The organism is Alterirhizorhabdus solaris (genome assembly GCF_007785815.1).
Lineage (GTDB): Bacteria > Pseudomonadota > Alphaproteobacteria > Sphingomonadales > Sphingomonadaceae > Alterirhizorhabdus > Alterirhizorhabdus solaris.
In genome coordinates this window covers 24,367-39,326 of sequence record NZ_VNIM01000034.1, presented here as the reverse complement: position 1 = coordinate 39,326, position 14,960 = coordinate 24,367, and the positions used below count along the sequence as shown (strand labels likewise).

Genomic DNA, 14,960 nt, shown 5'->3' with positions numbered 1-14,960 from the left:
ATGGCGGACGACACGGGCATTTTCATCGGCGCCACCGCTGACGGCCAGCCGCAGACGCTCAACCTGCGCCGCGCCAACCGCCACGGGTTGATCGCCGGCGCGACCGGCACCGGCAAGACGGTGACGTTGCAGGGCATCGCCGAGGATTTCTCCGCGCGCGGCGTGCCGGTGTTCCTCGCCGACGTGAAGGGCGATCTCGCCGGCATCGCGATGGCCGGTTCGCCGACCGACAAGATGGACGCCACATGGGCCGAGCGCGCGGCGGCGGTGGGCGAGGCGGACTGGGCCTATACCGATACGCCGGCGATCTTCTGGGATCTGTTCGGGCAGGCCGGCCACCCGATCCGCACCACCGTCTCGGAGATGGGGCCGTTGCTGCTCGCCCGGCTGATGGGGCTGAACGAGGTGCAGGAAGGCGTTCTCCAGATCGCCTTCCGCTATGCCGACGAGCAGGGGCTGCTGCTGCTCGACCTGCCCGATCTCCAGGCGATGCTGGCGCATTGCGCGGCCAATGCCGCCGAATTGACGACGCGCTACGGCAACGTCAGCAAGCAGAGTGTCGGCGCGATCCAGCGGCAGCTGCTCCAGCTGGAGGCACAGGGCGGCGACGCCTTCTTCGGAGAGCCGGCGCTCGACATCCACGACTTCATCGGCACCGACGATCAGGGCCGGGGCTGGGTGAACATCCTCGCCGCCGACAGGCTGATGGCCAGCCCGAAGCTGTACGCCACCTTCCTGCTGTGGCTGCTGTCCGAACTGTTCGAGACGCTGCCCGAGGTGGGCGATCCGGACAAGCCGGTGCTCGTGTTCTTCTTCGACGAGGCGCACCTGCTGTTCGACGACGCCCCGAAGGCGTTGACCGACAAGGTGGAGCAGGTGGTGCGGCTGATCCGCTCCAAGGGCGTCGGCGTCTATTTCGTCACGCAGAACCCGGTCGATATCCCCGAGGATATCGCGGGCCAGCTCGGCAACCGGGTGCAGCATGCGTTGCGCGCCTTCACCCCGCGTGACCAGAAGGCGATCCGCGCCGCTGCCGAGACGTTCCGCGCCTCGCCGGGACTGGACGTGGGCGAAGCGATCACCGAGCTGAAGGTGGGCGAGGCGCTGGTGTCGCTGCTCCAGCCCGATGGCGCGCCGTCGCCGGTGGCCCGCACGCTCATCAAGCCACCGCGCTCGCGGGTAGGGCCGTTGAGCGACAAGGAGCGGGCGTTGCTGCGCTCGCTCTCGCCGGTCGAGGGCAAGTACGACGTCGCGATCAACCGCGAGTCCGCGCAGGAGATCCTCGCCGCCAAGGCCGGCGACAGCGCCGCCGCCGCCGAACGCGCCAAGGCCGAGGCGGTGACCGCCAAGGCGCAGGCGGACGCGGCGAAGGCCGCCGCCGCGCAGGCCGCGCTCGATACCAGACAGCAGGCCGCCGCCGATCGCGAGGCCGACCGCGCCGCCGCTGCGCAGGCCAAGGCCGAGGAACGCGCGCGCGCGGCCGCCGCGCGCGAGGCGGCCAAGCCGAGCATGGCGGAAAAGATGTTCCAGTCCGCGGCGCGATCGGCCGCCTCGTCGGTCGGTCGGCAGGTGGCGGGCACGTTCGGCTCGCAACTGGTGCGCGGGCTGCTCGGCGGCCTGTTCAAAGGGCGCTGACGTGGGCGAGGGCGTACCCACCCTGTCACTGGCGGCAGGCGAGACGGACGCGGCGGGCTTCGCCGCCGCGCTGGGTGGCTCGTTCGAGCGATATGGTTTCGCGATCGTCGCCGATCACGGCATCGATCCGGGCCTGATCGCCGCTGCCGATGCGACGGCCCGCGCCTTCTTCGCGCTACCCGAGGCGGAGAAGCGGCGGTGGCTTGTGCCCGGCACCGGCGGCGCGCGCGGCTATACGCCGTTCGGTATCGAGACGGCGAAGGATGCCGCTGCCAGCGACCTCAAGGAGTTCTGGCATGTCGGCCGCGATCTGCCGCCCGGTCATCGCTTCGCCGCGATGATGCCACCGAACGTGTGGCCCGACGTGGCTGGCTTCCGCGCGGCGCAGACGGCGCTGTTCGCCGCGTTCGACGAGGCGGGTGGGCGGCTGCTCGGTGCGATCGGCCGGCATCTGGGGCTGGCCCCCGGCTGGTTCGACGATGCGGTGGCCGAGGGTAATTCGGTGCTGCGGCTGCTGCACTATCCCCCGCTCGACCCCGCCGCCGGCGCGGCGGTACGGGCGGGCGCGCACGAGGATATCAACGCGATCACGCTGTTGCTGGGCGCGGAAGAGGCCGGGCTGGAATTGCTGACGCGCGAGGGCGACTGGCTGGCCGTGTCCCCGCCGCCGGGGGCACTGGTGGTGAACGTGGGCGACATGCTGCAACGGCTGACGGCGGGGCGGCTTCGCTCGACCACCCACCGCGTCGCCAACCCGGCGGCGGCGCGGGCGGGGGTGGCGCGCTACTCGATGCCCTTCTTCCTGCACTTCCGCCCGGACTTCCTCATCGCGCCGCTGGGTGAGGGGGGCGAGCCGCCGATCAGCGCGGACGATTATCTGAGGCAGCGCCTGCGGGAGATCGGGTTATTGTGACGTATGACATGAATGTCTGAAAGTGGTGGACAGGGGACGCTCTTGCCTTTGCAGCGGAGCGAGGCACAATCGGGCCGATGGACACGGATCGAGTTAAGGTCAGAGCCCTCCTAGAGCTGCTTCCGACGAGCGAAGGTGGCCGTTCGTCGGTGCTTCAAGGACCGATCAGCTATCGCCCAAACCACAACTTTTTTGGCGCAAGCAACCGTGAGATGGGCATTGGCGCACTGGACTTGCGAGAGGGGCAGACGCTCGCGCCCGGTGATGCGATGGAAATAGACGTCATTCTCATCGCGTGGCCAGCTCTCACACGGGAGTTGCAAGTGGGCCGACGTTGGCGTGTGCAAGAGGGTTGGCGGCTAGTCGGCTGGGGAACGGTTCTCGAACTGCTCGACAAGCATAAGCTCTAGGTCCGCTATTGGGCGATACACGCCGCCTCTGCATCGCCCTCACCCCCGCCCGCGATAGCCGGGCACGCCCTGATCGGGCAGCCACAACCCCTCCGGCGGCGCGCCGGATTGCCAGAAGACGTCGATCGGGATGCCGCCGCGCGGATACCAGTAACCGCCGATGCGGAGCCACAGCGGCTGCATCTCCTCGAACAGGCGCTCGCCGATGCCCACGGTGCAATCCTCGTGGAAGCCGGCGTGGTTGCGGAAGCTGCCGAGGAACAGTTTCAGCGATTTCGACTCTACGATCGTCGCGCCGGGCGCATAGTCGATCACCAGATGCGCGAAATCGGGCTGGCCGGTGACGGGGCAGAGCGAGGTGAATTCCGGCGCGGAGAAGCGCACCAGATAGGGCCGCCCCATCCTCGGGTTGGGGACATAATCGAGCGTCGCCACGTCCGGGGAGGCGGGGAGCGCGCTGGTTTGGCCGAGATGCAACGGGTTCATGGGCCGGCATCTAGAGGCGGGGCGGGCGATCCGCAATCGCCCGCCCCGTCGCCGGGGCGTGGCGGGCGCAAGATGCTTCCACCCCGCACGATCACGCTCTAGGTATGTCGGGATTAGCGTAGCATCCGCGCATAGGGAGGCGAGAGATGGACTCACTTGTTTCGACCGAGTGGCTGGCCAGCGAGCTGGGCGCGTTCGACCTCCGGATCGTGGATGCGAGCTATTTCGCGCTGGAACCCGCCCGCGATGCACAGGCCGAGTATGAGGCGGAGCATATTCCGGGCGCCGTGTTCATGGATCTGGGAAATCTGGCCGATACCAACAGCCCGCTGCCGTCGATGCTGCCCACCCCCGAGATGTTCGCCAGCCGAATGCAGGCGCTGGGTCTCGGCGACGGCAGCCGTATCGTGCTGTACGACAACAGCCCGCACCACACCTCGGCGCGGGCATGGTGGATGTTCCGCACCTTCGGCTCGAACGAGGTGGCGATCCTCGACGGTGGTCTTGCCAAGTGGAAGGCCGAGGGGCGCGCGCTGGCAAGCGGCAAGGAGAAGCTGCGTCACCGTCATTTCACCGTGTGGAAGGACGATGCGGCGGTCCGCTCGCTGGAGCAGATGAAGGCGAACGTGGCGAGCGGCGCGGAGCAGGTGCTCGATGCGCGTGGTGCCGGCCGCTTCACCGGCGAGGAGCAGGATCCGCGCGGTCTTGCCGCCGGCCATATCCCCGGATCGCGGAATCTGCCGCAGGACCGGCTGTTCGACGAGGACGGCACCTGGAAGACGGGCGACGCGCTGAAGGCCGAGTTCGATGCCGCCGGCATCGATCTGGCGAAACCGCTCGTCACCACCTGCGGCTCGGGCATCACGGCGGCGGTGCTGCTGTTCGGCGCGAACCTGCTCGGCAAGAAGGACGTGGCGCTCTACGACGGTTCGTGGAGTGAGTGGGGCCTGCTGCCGGATACCGAGAAGGCCACCGGGGCGGCGTGAGCAGGGGATCGGGCGCGGACGCGACGAACGGGATGGCGACGCGCCTCGTCGCCGGCCGCCGGCGGGCGGAATGGACCACGACGCACGATGGGCGCGGCGTGGTCACCCCGCCGGTGTGGCGCGCGTCCACCGTGCTGTTCGACAGCGTGGCCGAACTGCGGGCCGCCGGGCGCGATGCCAACGCCGGGCTGTATTACGGCCGGCGCGGCACGCCGACGCAATGGTCGCTCGCCGAATCGCTGACCGAGCTTGAGCCGGGCGCGGCCGGCACGATGCTCTACCCTTCCGGCGTGGCGGCGGTGACGACCGCGCTGCTGGCGGTGCTGAAGCCGGGCGACGAACTGCTGCTGGTCGATTCGGCCTATGATCCGACGCGGGCCTTCGCCCGATCGGTGCTCGAGCCGATGGGCATCACCACCCGCTTCTACGATCCTTTGGTCGGCGCCGGCATCGCCGACCTGATCGGGCCGAAGACGCGCGCGATCTTTCTCGAAAGTCCGGGCAGCCTCACCTTCGAGGTGCAGGACGTGCCCGCCATCGTTGCGGTGGCCAGGGCGCACGGACTGGTGACGTTGCTCGACAATACATGGGCGACGCCGCTGCTGTTCCCGGCGATCGCGCGCGGCGTGGACCTCACGATCCTGGCCTGCACCAAATATATCGTCGGCCATTCGGATGCGATGCTCGGCTCGGTCACCGCCGGACCCGCACATTGGGAAACGTTGCGACGGACGACGCACGCGCTCGGCCATTGCGTCAGCCCGGACGACGCGTTCCTCGCCAGCCGGGGGCTGCGGACGCTGGCGCTGCGGCTGAAGGCGCATGGCGAGGCGGCGCTGACGGTGGCGCGCTGGCTGGCGACGCGGCCGGAGGTGGCGCGCGTGCTGCACCCGGCGCTGCCCGACTGCTCGGGCCACGACATCTTCACGCGCGATTTCGCGGGGGCCTCGGGTCTGTTCGCCTTCGTGCTGGCGGGCGGCGACGATGCCGCGCGCACCGCGCTGATCGATGGACTGGCGCATTTCGGCATCGGCTATTCGTGGGGCGGCTACGAAAGTCTCGCGCTGCCGGTGGACCCCGCCGCTATCCGCACCGCGACGCGCTGGCAGACGGAAGGGCCGCTCGTCCGCCTGCATATCGGGCTGGAGGATGTCGACGACCTGATCGCCGATCTCGCGCGCGGGCTGGATCGGTTCGCTGAGGCGCGCGGGGGCATGGGGAAGACGTCGAGCGAGGCCTGACCGCCGCTTCGGCGCCATTGCGGCCAGTGTGGGCCATGATTCGCAAGATGCGCCGTCATCGCCGGTAGGGTCCGCCGCCGTCCGCCGCACGGGAACATGCCGTAGTCGGGAACGGCCGATCTCTGCATGGGGTATCGGGGGATACCGCCACCCCATCGAACCCGATGGCGCAACCCGATTGTCCACGCGGTTCCCGTCCCGGCGGCGATGACCAGAGACAGCTCTGTCGTGTCGCCAGCCGTGACCAAGCGATGTCCTCGATGCCGGACAAGGCCTGTCGCCCCATGCTTGCACCGGCATCCGAGCTTCAACGGGGGGATGCGACCCATAAGCATTTGATGGCGACGTGCGGTTCCGTCCTCGGGGGCGCGAGCGCCCTGCCGGTTCAGTCGCTCGCCGCCACCATGCGCCGCGTCGCCGGGTGCGCGGGGGCGGCGATCACCGCTTTGATCGGTCCCTCCTCCACGATACGGCCCGCCTCCAGCACGGCGATGCGGTGGCACAGCCGGCGCGCGACGGCGAGGTCATGGGTGACGAACAGCAGCGCCAGCCCGCGCGTCTGCTGGAGCCGGGCGATCAGCGCGACGATCCGCCCGGCCACCAGCACGTCCAGCGCCGAGGTCGCCTCGTCCAGCAGCAGCAGGCGCGGACCGGTGACGAGCGCGCGGGCGATGGCGACGCGCTGCGCCTGCCCGCCGGAGAGCGTGGCCGGGCGGCGATCGGCGAAGGCGTCGTCAAGCTCCACCTCGTCCAGCGCGGCCGTGACCCGCGCATGGCGTTCGCCGGCGGACAAATGGGGGTGGAGGTGGCGCAGCGGTTCGGCGATAATATCGACCACGCGCCACTGGGGATCGAGGCTCGCCACCGGATCCTGGAACACCGGCTGAATCAGCCGCCGGTGCGCCGGCCGCATTTTTGCCCGGTCGGGCAGCGGCAAGCCCTCCCACGTGACCCGTCCGGCATCGACCGGGCCGAGCCGGGCGATGGCGCGGGCCAAGGTGGACTTGCCCGACCCCGATCCGCCGACGATCGCCAGCCCCTCTCCGGCGGCGACGTGGAGTGACGCATCGCTCACCGCCACGATCCGCGCGCGCCGCCAGCCGGGGCGGGGGAAGGAGACGGTCACGCCCTCCGCCGCCAGCAAGGGCGGGCCGGGTGGCGGCAGCGCGGGCGGCGGATCGGCAAGTCGCGGGCTGGCGGCGATCAGCGCGGCGGTGGTCGCGGCCTGCGGGTGCGCGAAGAGGGCGGCCGCCTCTCCAGCCTCTGCGACGCGGCCTTCCTCCAGCACGACGAGGCGGTCGGCGTGGCGTGCGACGGCGGGCAGATCGTGGCTCACCAGCAGCAGCGCGAGGCCGTCGGCGCGCAGACCCGACAGCATCTCCAGCACCGCGTGGCGCAGCTCGGCGTCGAGCGCGGTCGTCGGCTCGTCCGCCACCAGCAGTGCGGGAGGGTGGGCGATGGCGGCGGCGATCATCACCCGCTGGCGCTGCCCACCCGACAGGCGATGCGGATACTGATCGAGCCGCTCGTCGGCGCGATCGAGCCCGACGCGTTCCAGCAGCGCGGCGAGATCCGCGCGCGAGGGGCGGGGCGCACCCGCCTGCCGCCACGCCTCGTGCAGCTGGCGGCCGACCTTCAGGTGCGGGGTCAGCGCGGTGAGCGGTTGCTGGAAGACGAAGCCGACGCGCCGCCCGCGCGCGCGGCGCAGCATGGCCTCAGGCGCACCGATCAGTTCATCGCCCATCAGCCGGGCCGATCCGCCCGCGCGCAGCGGAGACAGGCCGAAGGGCGCAAGACAGCTCTGGCTCTTGCCCGATCCCGAGGCGCCGACCAGCGCCACGCATTCGCCCGCGCCGATGTCGAACCCTACCCCGTCGACGATCGCGCGCCCGCCGGCCGCGATCCGCAAGCCTTCGACGCGGTAGACCGTCATGCGGCGAAACGGTCGCGCAGCCGCTCGCCCAATATCGTGAGACACACGAGAATCGTCACCAGCAGCCCGCCCGGCAGCAGCAATGCATAAGGCGCGACGTCCATGTCGTCCGCCCCCTCCTTTACCAGGATGCCGAGCGAGGTCAGCGGCTCCTGCACGCCGAGGCCGAGGAAGGAGAGGAAGCTTTCGATCATCACCACCTGCGGAATGGTGAGCAGCAGATAGGCGATGGCCACCCCGGCGAGGTTGGGCAGCAGGTGGCGGATCACGATCGTGCGGCCGGGGGCGCCCGCGGCCTCCGCGGCGATCACGAACGGGCGTTCGCGCAGGCCCAGCACCTGCCCGCGCACCACCCGCGCCATCGTCAGCCACTCGACCGCGCCGATGCCGAGGAACACGAGCAGGATCGAGCGGCCGAACAGCACCATCAGCAGGATCACCACGAACATGAACGGCAGCGCATACAGCGCATCGACCACGCGCATCATCGCCTCGTCCACCCGCCCGCCGATCCAGCCCGCCGCCGCCAGCGTGACGCGCGTGCCGACCAGCGCGCGGGCGAGCAGATCGCGCCCGACCGAATCGGTGCCGAGCAGATGCCCCGGCGACAGCGGAGGCGCGCGCACGGCGGCCCAGTCGATCATGTCGTAGCGCCACGGCAGCATCGGCGGCAGCAGCAGCGCGGCCAGCAGGATCAGGGCGATCAGGAGGGCGGGCAGCCGCCTCATCCCCGCATCCGGGGATCGAGCCAGCCGTAGAGCAGGTCGGCGGCCAGATTGAACAGGACGATCAGCCCGGCGTAGAGCGTCACCACCCCCAGCACGAGCGGATAGTCCCGGTTGAGCGCCCCCTGCACGAAATGGCGGCCGAGGCCGGGCAGCGCGAACACCGTCTCGATCACGACCGCGCCCGTCAGCATCCCCGCCGCCGCCGGGCCGAGGTAGCTCGCCACCGGCACCAGCGCCGGGCGCAGCGCGTGGACCAGCAGCACGCGGACGGGCGACAGGCCCCGTGCCCGCGCCGTCCGCACATGATCCTGCGCGAGCGCGGTGGCGAGGCCGGCGCGCACCAGCTTGCCGATCGCCCCCGCCGCCGGCAGCGCCAGCGCCACCACCGGCAGCAGCAGATGCGCCGGATCACCGCCGCCCCAGCCGGAGACGGGTAGCCAGCCGAGCGCCAGCGCGAACAGCAGCACCAGCAGCGGCCCGGTGACGAAGGTGGGGAGGGCGGTGAGAAGCGTGAGGGCGATCATCAGCCCGCGATCCGCCCGCCCGCCCGCGCGGGTCGCCGCCGCCACACCGGCGACGAGGCCGATCGCCAGCGCCAGCAGCAGGGCCAGGCCACCGAGGGTAAGCGATACCGGCAGTCCGCTGGCGATCAGATCGGTGACGGTGAAGTCTCGATAGACCAGCGAGGGGCCGAAATCGCCCTGCGCCAGCCGCGCGAGGTAGCGCAGCACCTGATGCCACAGCGGCAGATCCAGCCCGTAGGCATGGGTGAGCGCAGCGCGGGTGGCGGGATCGAGCGCGCGTTCGCCATCGAACGGCCCGCCGGGGGCAAGGCGCATCAGCACGAACGAGAGGATCACCACCGCCGCCAGCGTGGGGATCGCGGTGAGCAGGCGGCGGAGGAGAAGGGCGATCATGCGGGGCGATGCCAACGTCTCATCGCCGGTTCCCTCCCACGCCGCTTCTGCCGAGGCGACATCGATCCCGACGAAATGCCGTCTTGGAGCACGTTCGTCGAGACGAGGCGCCGGCTTCGCTCAGCCTCTCCCCGGGATGAGCGGACCGGGCAGAACGCCGCGCGCCTTACTGCGGCGTCGAGACGGTCGCGTCCGGCCCGTTGCCGGTGGGGGCGGCGATGATGTCACGCGTGACCGATCCCTTGTCGACCACGTTGGTGGCCGGATCGGCCGCGTTCGAGCGGATGCCGCCGGCCGCGCGCGCGCCGCCGGCGCGGTCGATCGCGCCGGTCTCGGCGGTGCTGCGCGGGGCCGCGCCGCCGAACATCGCCTGCAGCGCCTGCGTCGAGCTGTCCGCCTCCTGCGGGCGGGGGGCACCGGGGCGCGGCGGCACGAGCGCGAAATCGGGCGGGATCACCAGCGGCGCCTGACGCTGCACGGCGAACTCGTCCGGCCCCTTGCCGGCATGACCGAAGACGCCGCCCTTGGGGCCGCCGCCGCAGGCGGAGAGCGCGAGCAGGGCGGTGGCCGCCACGCCTGAGATAACGAGCTTACGCATTCACATTCTCCGCCGGATCTTTTCGCTCGCGCGTCAGGAGCGCGCGCAGCACGAGAAGCAGGACGCCGACCGTAATCGCCGCATCCGCCACATTGAAGACCAAAAAGGGGCTCCAGTCACCGAAATGCAGGTCGGCGAAATCGACGACATGGCCGAAGCGCGCCCGATCAAGGATATTCCCCATCGCGCCACCGAGAACGAGGCCGAGCGCCGCCGCATCGGGCCGCTGCCTCTCCCGCCACAGCCACACCACCACGCCGATCGCGATGATGGCGGTGAGCAGCACGAGCAGCCACCGGCCCAAATCGCTGTCGGCGGTGAGGAAGCCCATCGAGACGCCGTAATTCTCCACCCACTTGAGGTTGAAGAAGCCGGTGATCTCGATCACGCCGCGCTGTTCCAGGCGCAACGGATGCGTCACCGCCCACTTGCTCAGCTGGTCGGCAAGGAACACCAGCCCCGCCATCGCGAAGCCGAGTGCGCGGTGGCGCGGGGGCATCGGCTCAACCAACGGCCACCGCCCCTGCCGCATCCTGGCCCACGACGGTCTCGCAGCGATCGCACAGGTCGCCGTCGGTCGTCACCTCGGGCAGGTGGCGCCAGCAGCGGCCGCATTTTTGGAAATCGGTGCGATGGACGATCGCCACCATATGCTGCGTCGCCTCGCTGATGCCGACGTCGGAGACGATGAACACCTCCGCCAGATCGGCGGAGTTGGCGAGCGGCCGGTCGCGCGTGTCGGCCAGGCCGATCGTGACCTTGGCCTCGAGGCTGGAGCCGAGCTCCTTGGCGCGCCGCTTCGGCTCGATCTCGCCGCTGACGATCAGGCGCAGCGCGCGGATCTCGGCCCAGCTTTCGGCCAGGCGCGGATCGGCCCATGCGCCGATCTCCGGCCATTCGAGCAGGTGGACGGAGGGCGCATCGGGGTAGCGCGTGCACCACACCTCCTCGGCGGTGAAGCACAGGATGGGGGCGGCGTAGCGAACGAGCGCGTGGAACAGGATGTCGAGCACGGTGCGATAGGCGCGGCGCTTGGGGGCGTCGGGCGCGTCGCAGTACAGGCTGTCCTTGCGAATATCGAAGAAGAACGCCGACAGGTCGTTGTTGGCGAAGGTGGTCAGCTCCGTCACGTAGCGGGTGAACTCGAAATCGTTCACCGCCGCACGCAGCTTCTCGTCCAGCGTGGCGAGCAGGTGGAGGACGTAGCGTTCCAGCTCGGGCATGTCGGCAGGGTCGATACGTTCCGCCTCATCGAAGCCGTCGAGCGCGCCGAGCAGGTAGCGGAAGGTGTTGCGCAGCTTGCGATAGGCGTCGGACGTGCCGGACAGCACCTCCTTGCCGATCCGCACGTCGTCGAAATAATCGGTCGAGGCGACCCACATCCGCAGGATGTCGGCACCGCTCTCGTTGATGATCTTGAGCGGATCGACGACGTTGCCGAGCGACTTCGACATCTTGCGCCCCTGCCCGTCGAGCGCGAAGCCATGGGTGAGCACGGCATCGTAGGGCGCGCGCCCGCGCGTGCCGCAGCTTTCCAGCAGCGAGGACTGGAACCAGCCGCGATGCTGATCCGACCCTTCAAGGTAGAGGTCGGCGCGGGTGCCTTCCCCGTAGCGCGCCTCGATCACGAAGGCGTGGGTGCTGCCCGAGTCGAACCACACGTCGAGGATGTCGTTGACCGGCTGGTAGTCGGCGGCGGTGTACGCCTCGCCAAGCAGCGCCTGATGATCGGCGGTGAACCACGCATCCGCGCCGCCGGCCTTGAAGGCCTCGACGATGCGGGCGTTGACGGCGGGGTCGTTCAGATACTCGCCGGTGGCGCGGTGGAGGTACAGCGCGATCGGCACGCCCCACGCGCGCTGGCGGGAGATCACCCAGTCGGGCCGGCCCGCCACCATCGCGTGGATGCGGTTGCGCGATTTCTCGGGCACCCAGCGCGTCCGTTCGATCGCATCGAGCGCGGTTTCGCGCAGGGTGGCGGCGTTGCTGCCGGGCGTGGCGCTCCGTGCCTCGACTTCGCTCGGCACATGGTCGTTGTGATCTTTCGCCCTTGTGTCGAGCGAAGTCGAGACACCGCCGTCTCCCATGTCGAGCGAAGTCGAGGCACCGCTGTTCTCCGCGTCGAGCGGCGTCGGGACGCCCACCGGCCGGTCCATCGGGATGAACCATTGTGGGGTGGCGCGGAAGATCAGCTTGGCCTTGCTGCGCCACGAATGCGGGTAGCTGTGCCTGTAGTCGGCGGAGGCGGCGAGCAGCGCGCCCGCCTCGCGCAGCGCGGTACAGATCGGGCCGTCCGGCGCGTTGAACTTGGGGTTGATGACCGACCCCTGCCCGCCGAGCCACGCCCAGTCCGCGCGATATTTCCCGTCGCCCTCCACCGCGAAGACGGGATCGAGGCCGTTGGCCTTGCACAGGTCGAAATCGTCCTCGCCATGATCGGGCGCCATGTGGACGAGGCCGGTGCCGGCGTCGGTGGTGACGAAATCGCCGGGCAGAAACGGGCGCGGGCGGGCGAAGAAGCCGCCGAGCGCGTGCATCGGATGGCGGGCAACGGTGCCGGCGAGGTCGCCCGATATGGTTTGTATTACGTTGGCATGTGCAGTCAGGGATGCACTGCCTTGCTGCTCGCCAGTGCCCTTCAGATAGCTTTGAACCCGCGCTTCAAATGCTGAAACTAGTGAGGATGCGACGAGAAAACGCATATCCCAGATGGCACGCAAAATGCCCGTGTCTAATTCGGTGTCGAGGCGATCATTGCCTTCGACGCCTGCTTGGACGGCGAAGTCGATCAGCACATACTCAACGTCCGGCCCATAGGCCAAAGCCTGATTGACCGGGATCGTCCACGGCGTCGTCGTCCAGATCACCGCATAGGCGCCGCGCAACGCCTCGATCGGCGAGTCCGTGATCTCGAAGGCCACGTCGATCTGGGTCGAGGTGATGTCCTCATATTCCACCTCGGCCTCGGCCAGTGCGGTCTTCTCGACGGGCGACCACATCACCGGCTTGGCGCCGCGATAGAGCTGGCCGCTTTCGGCGAACTTCAGCAGTTCGGCGACGATCGCGGCCTCCGCCTCGTACTTCATCGTCAGATACGGGTCGGCCCAGTCGCCCATGATGCCCAGCCGCTGGAACTGCGCGCGCTGCACGTCCACCCACTTTTCGGCATAGGCGCGGCATTCGGCGCGGAACTGGACGGGATCGACCTCGTCCTTGTTCAGCTTCTTGGCGCGATACTGCTCCTCGACCTTCCACTCGATCGGCAGGCCATGGCAATCCCAGCCAGGCACGTAGGGCGCATCCTTGCCGAGCAGGGATTGTGAGCGGACGATGATGTCCTTCAGCACCTTGTTCATCGCATGGCCCATGTGGATGTCGCCGTTGGCGTAGGGCGGGCCGTCGTGGAGGATGAAGCGTTCGCGGCCCGCGCGTTCCCGGCGCAGCGTGCCGTACAGATCGTCCGCCGCCCACTTCGCGAGGATGCCGGGTTCCTTGGCGGCGAGGCCGGCCTTCATCGGAAAGCCGGTCTGCGGCAGGAACACGGTGCTGCGCCAGTCTTTGGCGGCGGCGGTATCGGGCGTATCGGACATGCCCGCGCCTTAAGCGACGGGCGGCGTCGCGGCAAGGATGGCGCGGGCGCGCTGGCAGTCGAGCGCCATCTGCGCCTTCAGCGGCTCCAGCCCGTCGAACTTGGCCTCGGGGCGCAGCCGCTCGATCAGTTGCACCTCGATCGTCCGGCCATACAGATCGCCGTCGAAGTCGAAGAAATAGGGTTCGAGCAGCTCGGTCGGCGGCCCCTCGATCGTGGGGCGGATGCCGAGGTTGGCGGCGCCGTCCAGCACGCGCCCGTCGTCCAGCAGCCCGCGCACCGCGTAGATGCCGTAGGCCGGGCGGATGTAATCGCCAAGCGTGAGGTTGGCGGTGGGGTAGCCGAGCGTGCGGCCGAGCTTGGCGCCATGTTCCACCACGCCCGAGATCGTGAACGGGCGGGTGAGCAGGGCGGTGGCGGTGGCGCAATCCCCTTCCGCCAGCGCCAGCCGGATGCGGCTGGAGGAAACCGCCGCCGCCGCGTCCATCACCGGCATCACGCTGTGGGTGGCAAGGCCGTGCGACGCGCCGAAGCGGGCCAGCGTGCCGGTATCCCCCGCGCGGCCCTTGCCGTAGGTGAAGTCGTAGCCGACGACCACCGCCGCCGCGCCGGCATGGTCGATCAGGCGGGACTGGACGAAGCGATCGGCGGATTCATCGGCCAGCGCGCGATCGAAGTGGAAGACCAGCATGGCATCGGCCCCGGCCCCGGCGATCAGCCGGCCACGCTGGGCGATGGTGGTGAGGCCGAACGGCGGCGTCTCCGGCCGGAACAGCCGCACCGGATGCGGATCGAAGGTGGCGACGATCAGCGGCCGCCCCGCCTCCCGCGCAAGCGCGCGCGCCTGGCCCACCACCGCCTGGTGGCCCCGGTGGAACCCGTCGAAATTTCCCAGCGCCACCACGCCGCCCCGCAGATGACCGGGGACGGGCCGGTCGCTTGTCAGCCACTCCATGGGATCGGCCTATAGGGACGGGGGCGGCGCGTGCCAATCGCCGCGTGGCCGGTCATCGCGGCACGGGCGGGGCGAGGGTGACGAAGCTGTAGGCCGGCCGGTCGTCCTCGGCCGGATGATCGGCGCGCGCCGTTTCCGTCCAGCCGTCGAAGGGGGGCAGCCAGGTGTCGCCGGGCGGGGCGGCGTGGATCTCGGTCAGCTCGATTCGGTGGGCGCGGGGAAGGAACAGGGCGAAGATCTCCGCCCCGCCGATCACGGCCACCGGTCCGATCCGGCGGCGGCAAGCGCGGTGGCGGCGTCGGCCACAGGCTCGGCACCGTCGGCGCGCCAGCCCGCGTCGCGGGTCAGCACGATGTGGCGGCGGCCGGGCAGCAGGCCGGGCAGGCTGACGAAGGTCCGCCGGCCCATCACCATCGGCAGCCCGGCCGTCATCGCCTTGAAATGGCGAAGGTCCGCCGGCAGGTGCCACGGCATCCCGCCGTCGCGCCCGATCACGCCATTGTCGGCCCGCGCCACCACGAAGACGATCTCGGGCGGCGGCGGGTTGCGGGGTGGCTCGGCGGGCATCG

At 69.9% G+C, this 14,960-nt stretch carries 12 protein-coding genes and 1 pseudogene; 4 read left to right on the top strand and 9 right to left on the bottom strand.

The genetic code is table 11. The annotated features are described in order from the left end of the window. A partial coding sequence (locus FOY91_RS10055) for a helicase HerA-like domain-containing protein (RefSeq protein ID WP_145150879.1) occupies nt 1-1,635 on the top strand: 1,635 nt, incomplete at its 5' end. A 1-nt stretch (nt 1,636) separates the two neighbouring features. Further along, nucleotides 1,637-2,548 (top strand): 2-oxoglutarate and iron-dependent oxygenase domain-containing protein, encoded by a 912-nt coding sequence (locus tag FOY91_RS10050; protein WP_203234535.1) that lies wholly within the window; start codon nt 1,637-1,639, stop codon nt 2,546-2,548. A 449-nt stretch (nt 2,549-2,997) separates the two neighbouring features. Here the strand turns inward: FOY91_RS10050 and queF are convergent, their stop codons facing one another. Beyond that, a complete protein-coding gene (gene queF, locus FOY91_RS10045) occupies nt 2,998-3,444 on the bottom strand; it encodes a preQ(1) synthase (protein WP_145150876.1) in 447 nt (148 codons plus the stop codon). A gap of 146 nt (nt 3,445-3,590) precedes the next feature. Between queF and sseA the strand changes: the two genes are divergently transcribed. Both sseA and metC read left to right on the top strand, forming a co-directional pair. Next, nucleotides 3,591-4,430 carry a 3-mercaptopyruvate sulfurtransferase gene (sseA, locus tag FOY91_RS10040; RefSeq protein WP_145150873.1) on the top strand — a complete coding sequence of 280 codons (840 nt, stop codon included), beginning with the start codon at nt 3,591-3,593 and terminating at the stop codon, nt 4,428-4,430. A gap of 32 nt (nt 4,431-4,462) precedes the next feature. Next, a complete protein-coding gene (metC, locus tag FOY91_RS10035; RefSeq protein WP_145150870.1) occupies nt 4,463-5,671 on the top strand; it encodes a cystathionine beta-lyase in 1,209 nt (402 codons plus the stop codon). Between the two features lie 385 nt (nt 5,672-6,056). Here metC and nikE read toward each other — a convergent pair whose 3' ends face one another. The 8 genes and pseudogenes from nikE to FOY91_RS09995 form a co-directional block, all read right to left on the bottom strand. Beyond that, entirely contained in the window at nt 6,057-7,604 is a 1,548-nt protein-coding gene (gene nikE, locus FOY91_RS10030; RefSeq protein WP_145150867.1) for a nickel ABC transporter ATP-binding protein NikE, read from the bottom strand. Beyond that, the gene (locus tag FOY91_RS10025) at nt 7,601-8,332 is read right to left on the bottom strand and encodes an ABC transporter permease (protein ID WP_145150864.1); all 732 of its coding nucleotides are present in this window, start codon (nt 8,330-8,332) and stop codon (nt 7,601-7,603) included. Before FOY91_RS10025 ends, nikE begins: the two co-directional genes overlap by 4 nt. Continuing rightward, nucleotides 8,329-9,249, bottom strand: a complete 921-nt coding sequence (locus tag FOY91_RS10020; protein WP_145150861.1) for an ABC transporter permease — start codon at nt 9,247-9,249, stop codon at nt 8,329-8,331. The genes FOY91_RS10025 and FOY91_RS10020 overlap by 4 nt, the downstream gene beginning before the upstream one ends. Before the next feature lie 166 nt (nt 9,250-9,415). Next, nucleotides 9,416-9,847, bottom strand: a complete 432-nt coding sequence (locus FOY91_RS10015) for a DUF3035 domain-containing protein (protein WP_145150858.1) — start codon at nt 9,845-9,847, stop codon at nt 9,416-9,418. Then, nucleotides 9,840-10,346: a signal peptidase II gene (gene lspA / locus FOY91_RS10010; RefSeq protein ID WP_145150891.1), complete on the bottom strand. Its 507-nt coding sequence runs from the start codon at nt 10,344-10,346 to the stop codon at nt 9,840-9,842. The genes FOY91_RS10015 and lspA overlap by 8 nt, the downstream gene beginning before the upstream one ends. Nucleotides 10,347-10,350: 4 nt before the next feature. Then, on the bottom strand, nt 10,351-13,437 hold the full coding sequence (locus FOY91_RS10005; RefSeq protein ID WP_145150855.1) for an isoleucine--tRNA ligase: 3,087 nt from the start codon (nt 13,435-13,437) through the stop codon (nt 10,351-10,353). Between the two features lie 9 nt (nt 13,438-13,446). Next, a complete protein-coding gene (locus FOY91_RS10000) occupies nt 13,447-14,391 on the bottom strand; it encodes a bifunctional riboflavin kinase/FAD synthetase (protein ID WP_145150852.1) in 945 nt (314 codons plus the stop codon). Between the two features lie 52 nt (nt 14,392-14,443). After that, nucleotides 14,444-14,958 (bottom strand): annotated as a pseudogene (locus FOY91_RS09995) (dihydrofolate reductase). Nucleotides 14,959-14,960: the final 2 nt, after the last annotated feature.

Excerpts from the sequence above, each read along its gene's own strand:
- queF (WP_145150876.1), bottom strand. The coding sequence starts at position 3,444 with ATGAACCCGTTGCATCTCGGCCAAACCAGCGCGCTCCCCGCCTCCCCG.
- sseA (WP_145150873.1), top strand. The coding sequence starts at position 3,591 with ATGGACTCACTTGTTTCGACCGAGTGGCTGGCCAGCGAGCTGGGCGCG.
- metC (WP_145150870.1), top strand. The coding sequence starts at position 4,463 with ATGGCGACGCGCCTCGTCGCCGGCCGCCGGCGGGCGGAATGGACCACG.
- nikE (WP_145150867.1), bottom strand. The coding sequence starts at position 7,604 with ATGACGGTCTACCGCGTCGAAGGCTTGCGGATCGCGGCCGGCGGGCGC.
- FOY91_RS10025 (WP_145150864.1), bottom strand. The coding sequence starts at position 8,332 with ATGAGGCGGCTGCCCGCCCTCCTGATCGCCCTGATCCTGCTGGCCGCG.
- FOY91_RS10020 (WP_145150861.1), bottom strand. The coding sequence starts at position 9,249 with ATGATCGCCCTTCTCCTCCGCCGCCTGCTCACCGCGATCCCCACGCTG.
- FOY91_RS10015 (WP_145150858.1), bottom strand. The coding sequence starts at position 9,847 with ATGCGTAAGCTCGTTATCTCAGGCGTGGCGGCCACCGCCCTGCTCGCG.
- lspA (WP_145150891.1), bottom strand. The coding sequence starts at position 10,346 with ATGCCCCCGCGCCACCGCGCACTCGGCTTCGCGATGGCGGGGCTGGTG.
- FOY91_RS10005 (WP_145150855.1), bottom strand. The coding sequence starts at position 13,437 with ATGTCCGATACGCCCGATACCGCCGCCGCCAAAGACTGGCGCAGCACC.
- FOY91_RS10000 (WP_145150852.1), bottom strand. The coding sequence starts at position 14,391 with ATGGAGTGGCTGACAAGCGACCGGCCCGTCCCCGGTCATCTGCGGGGC.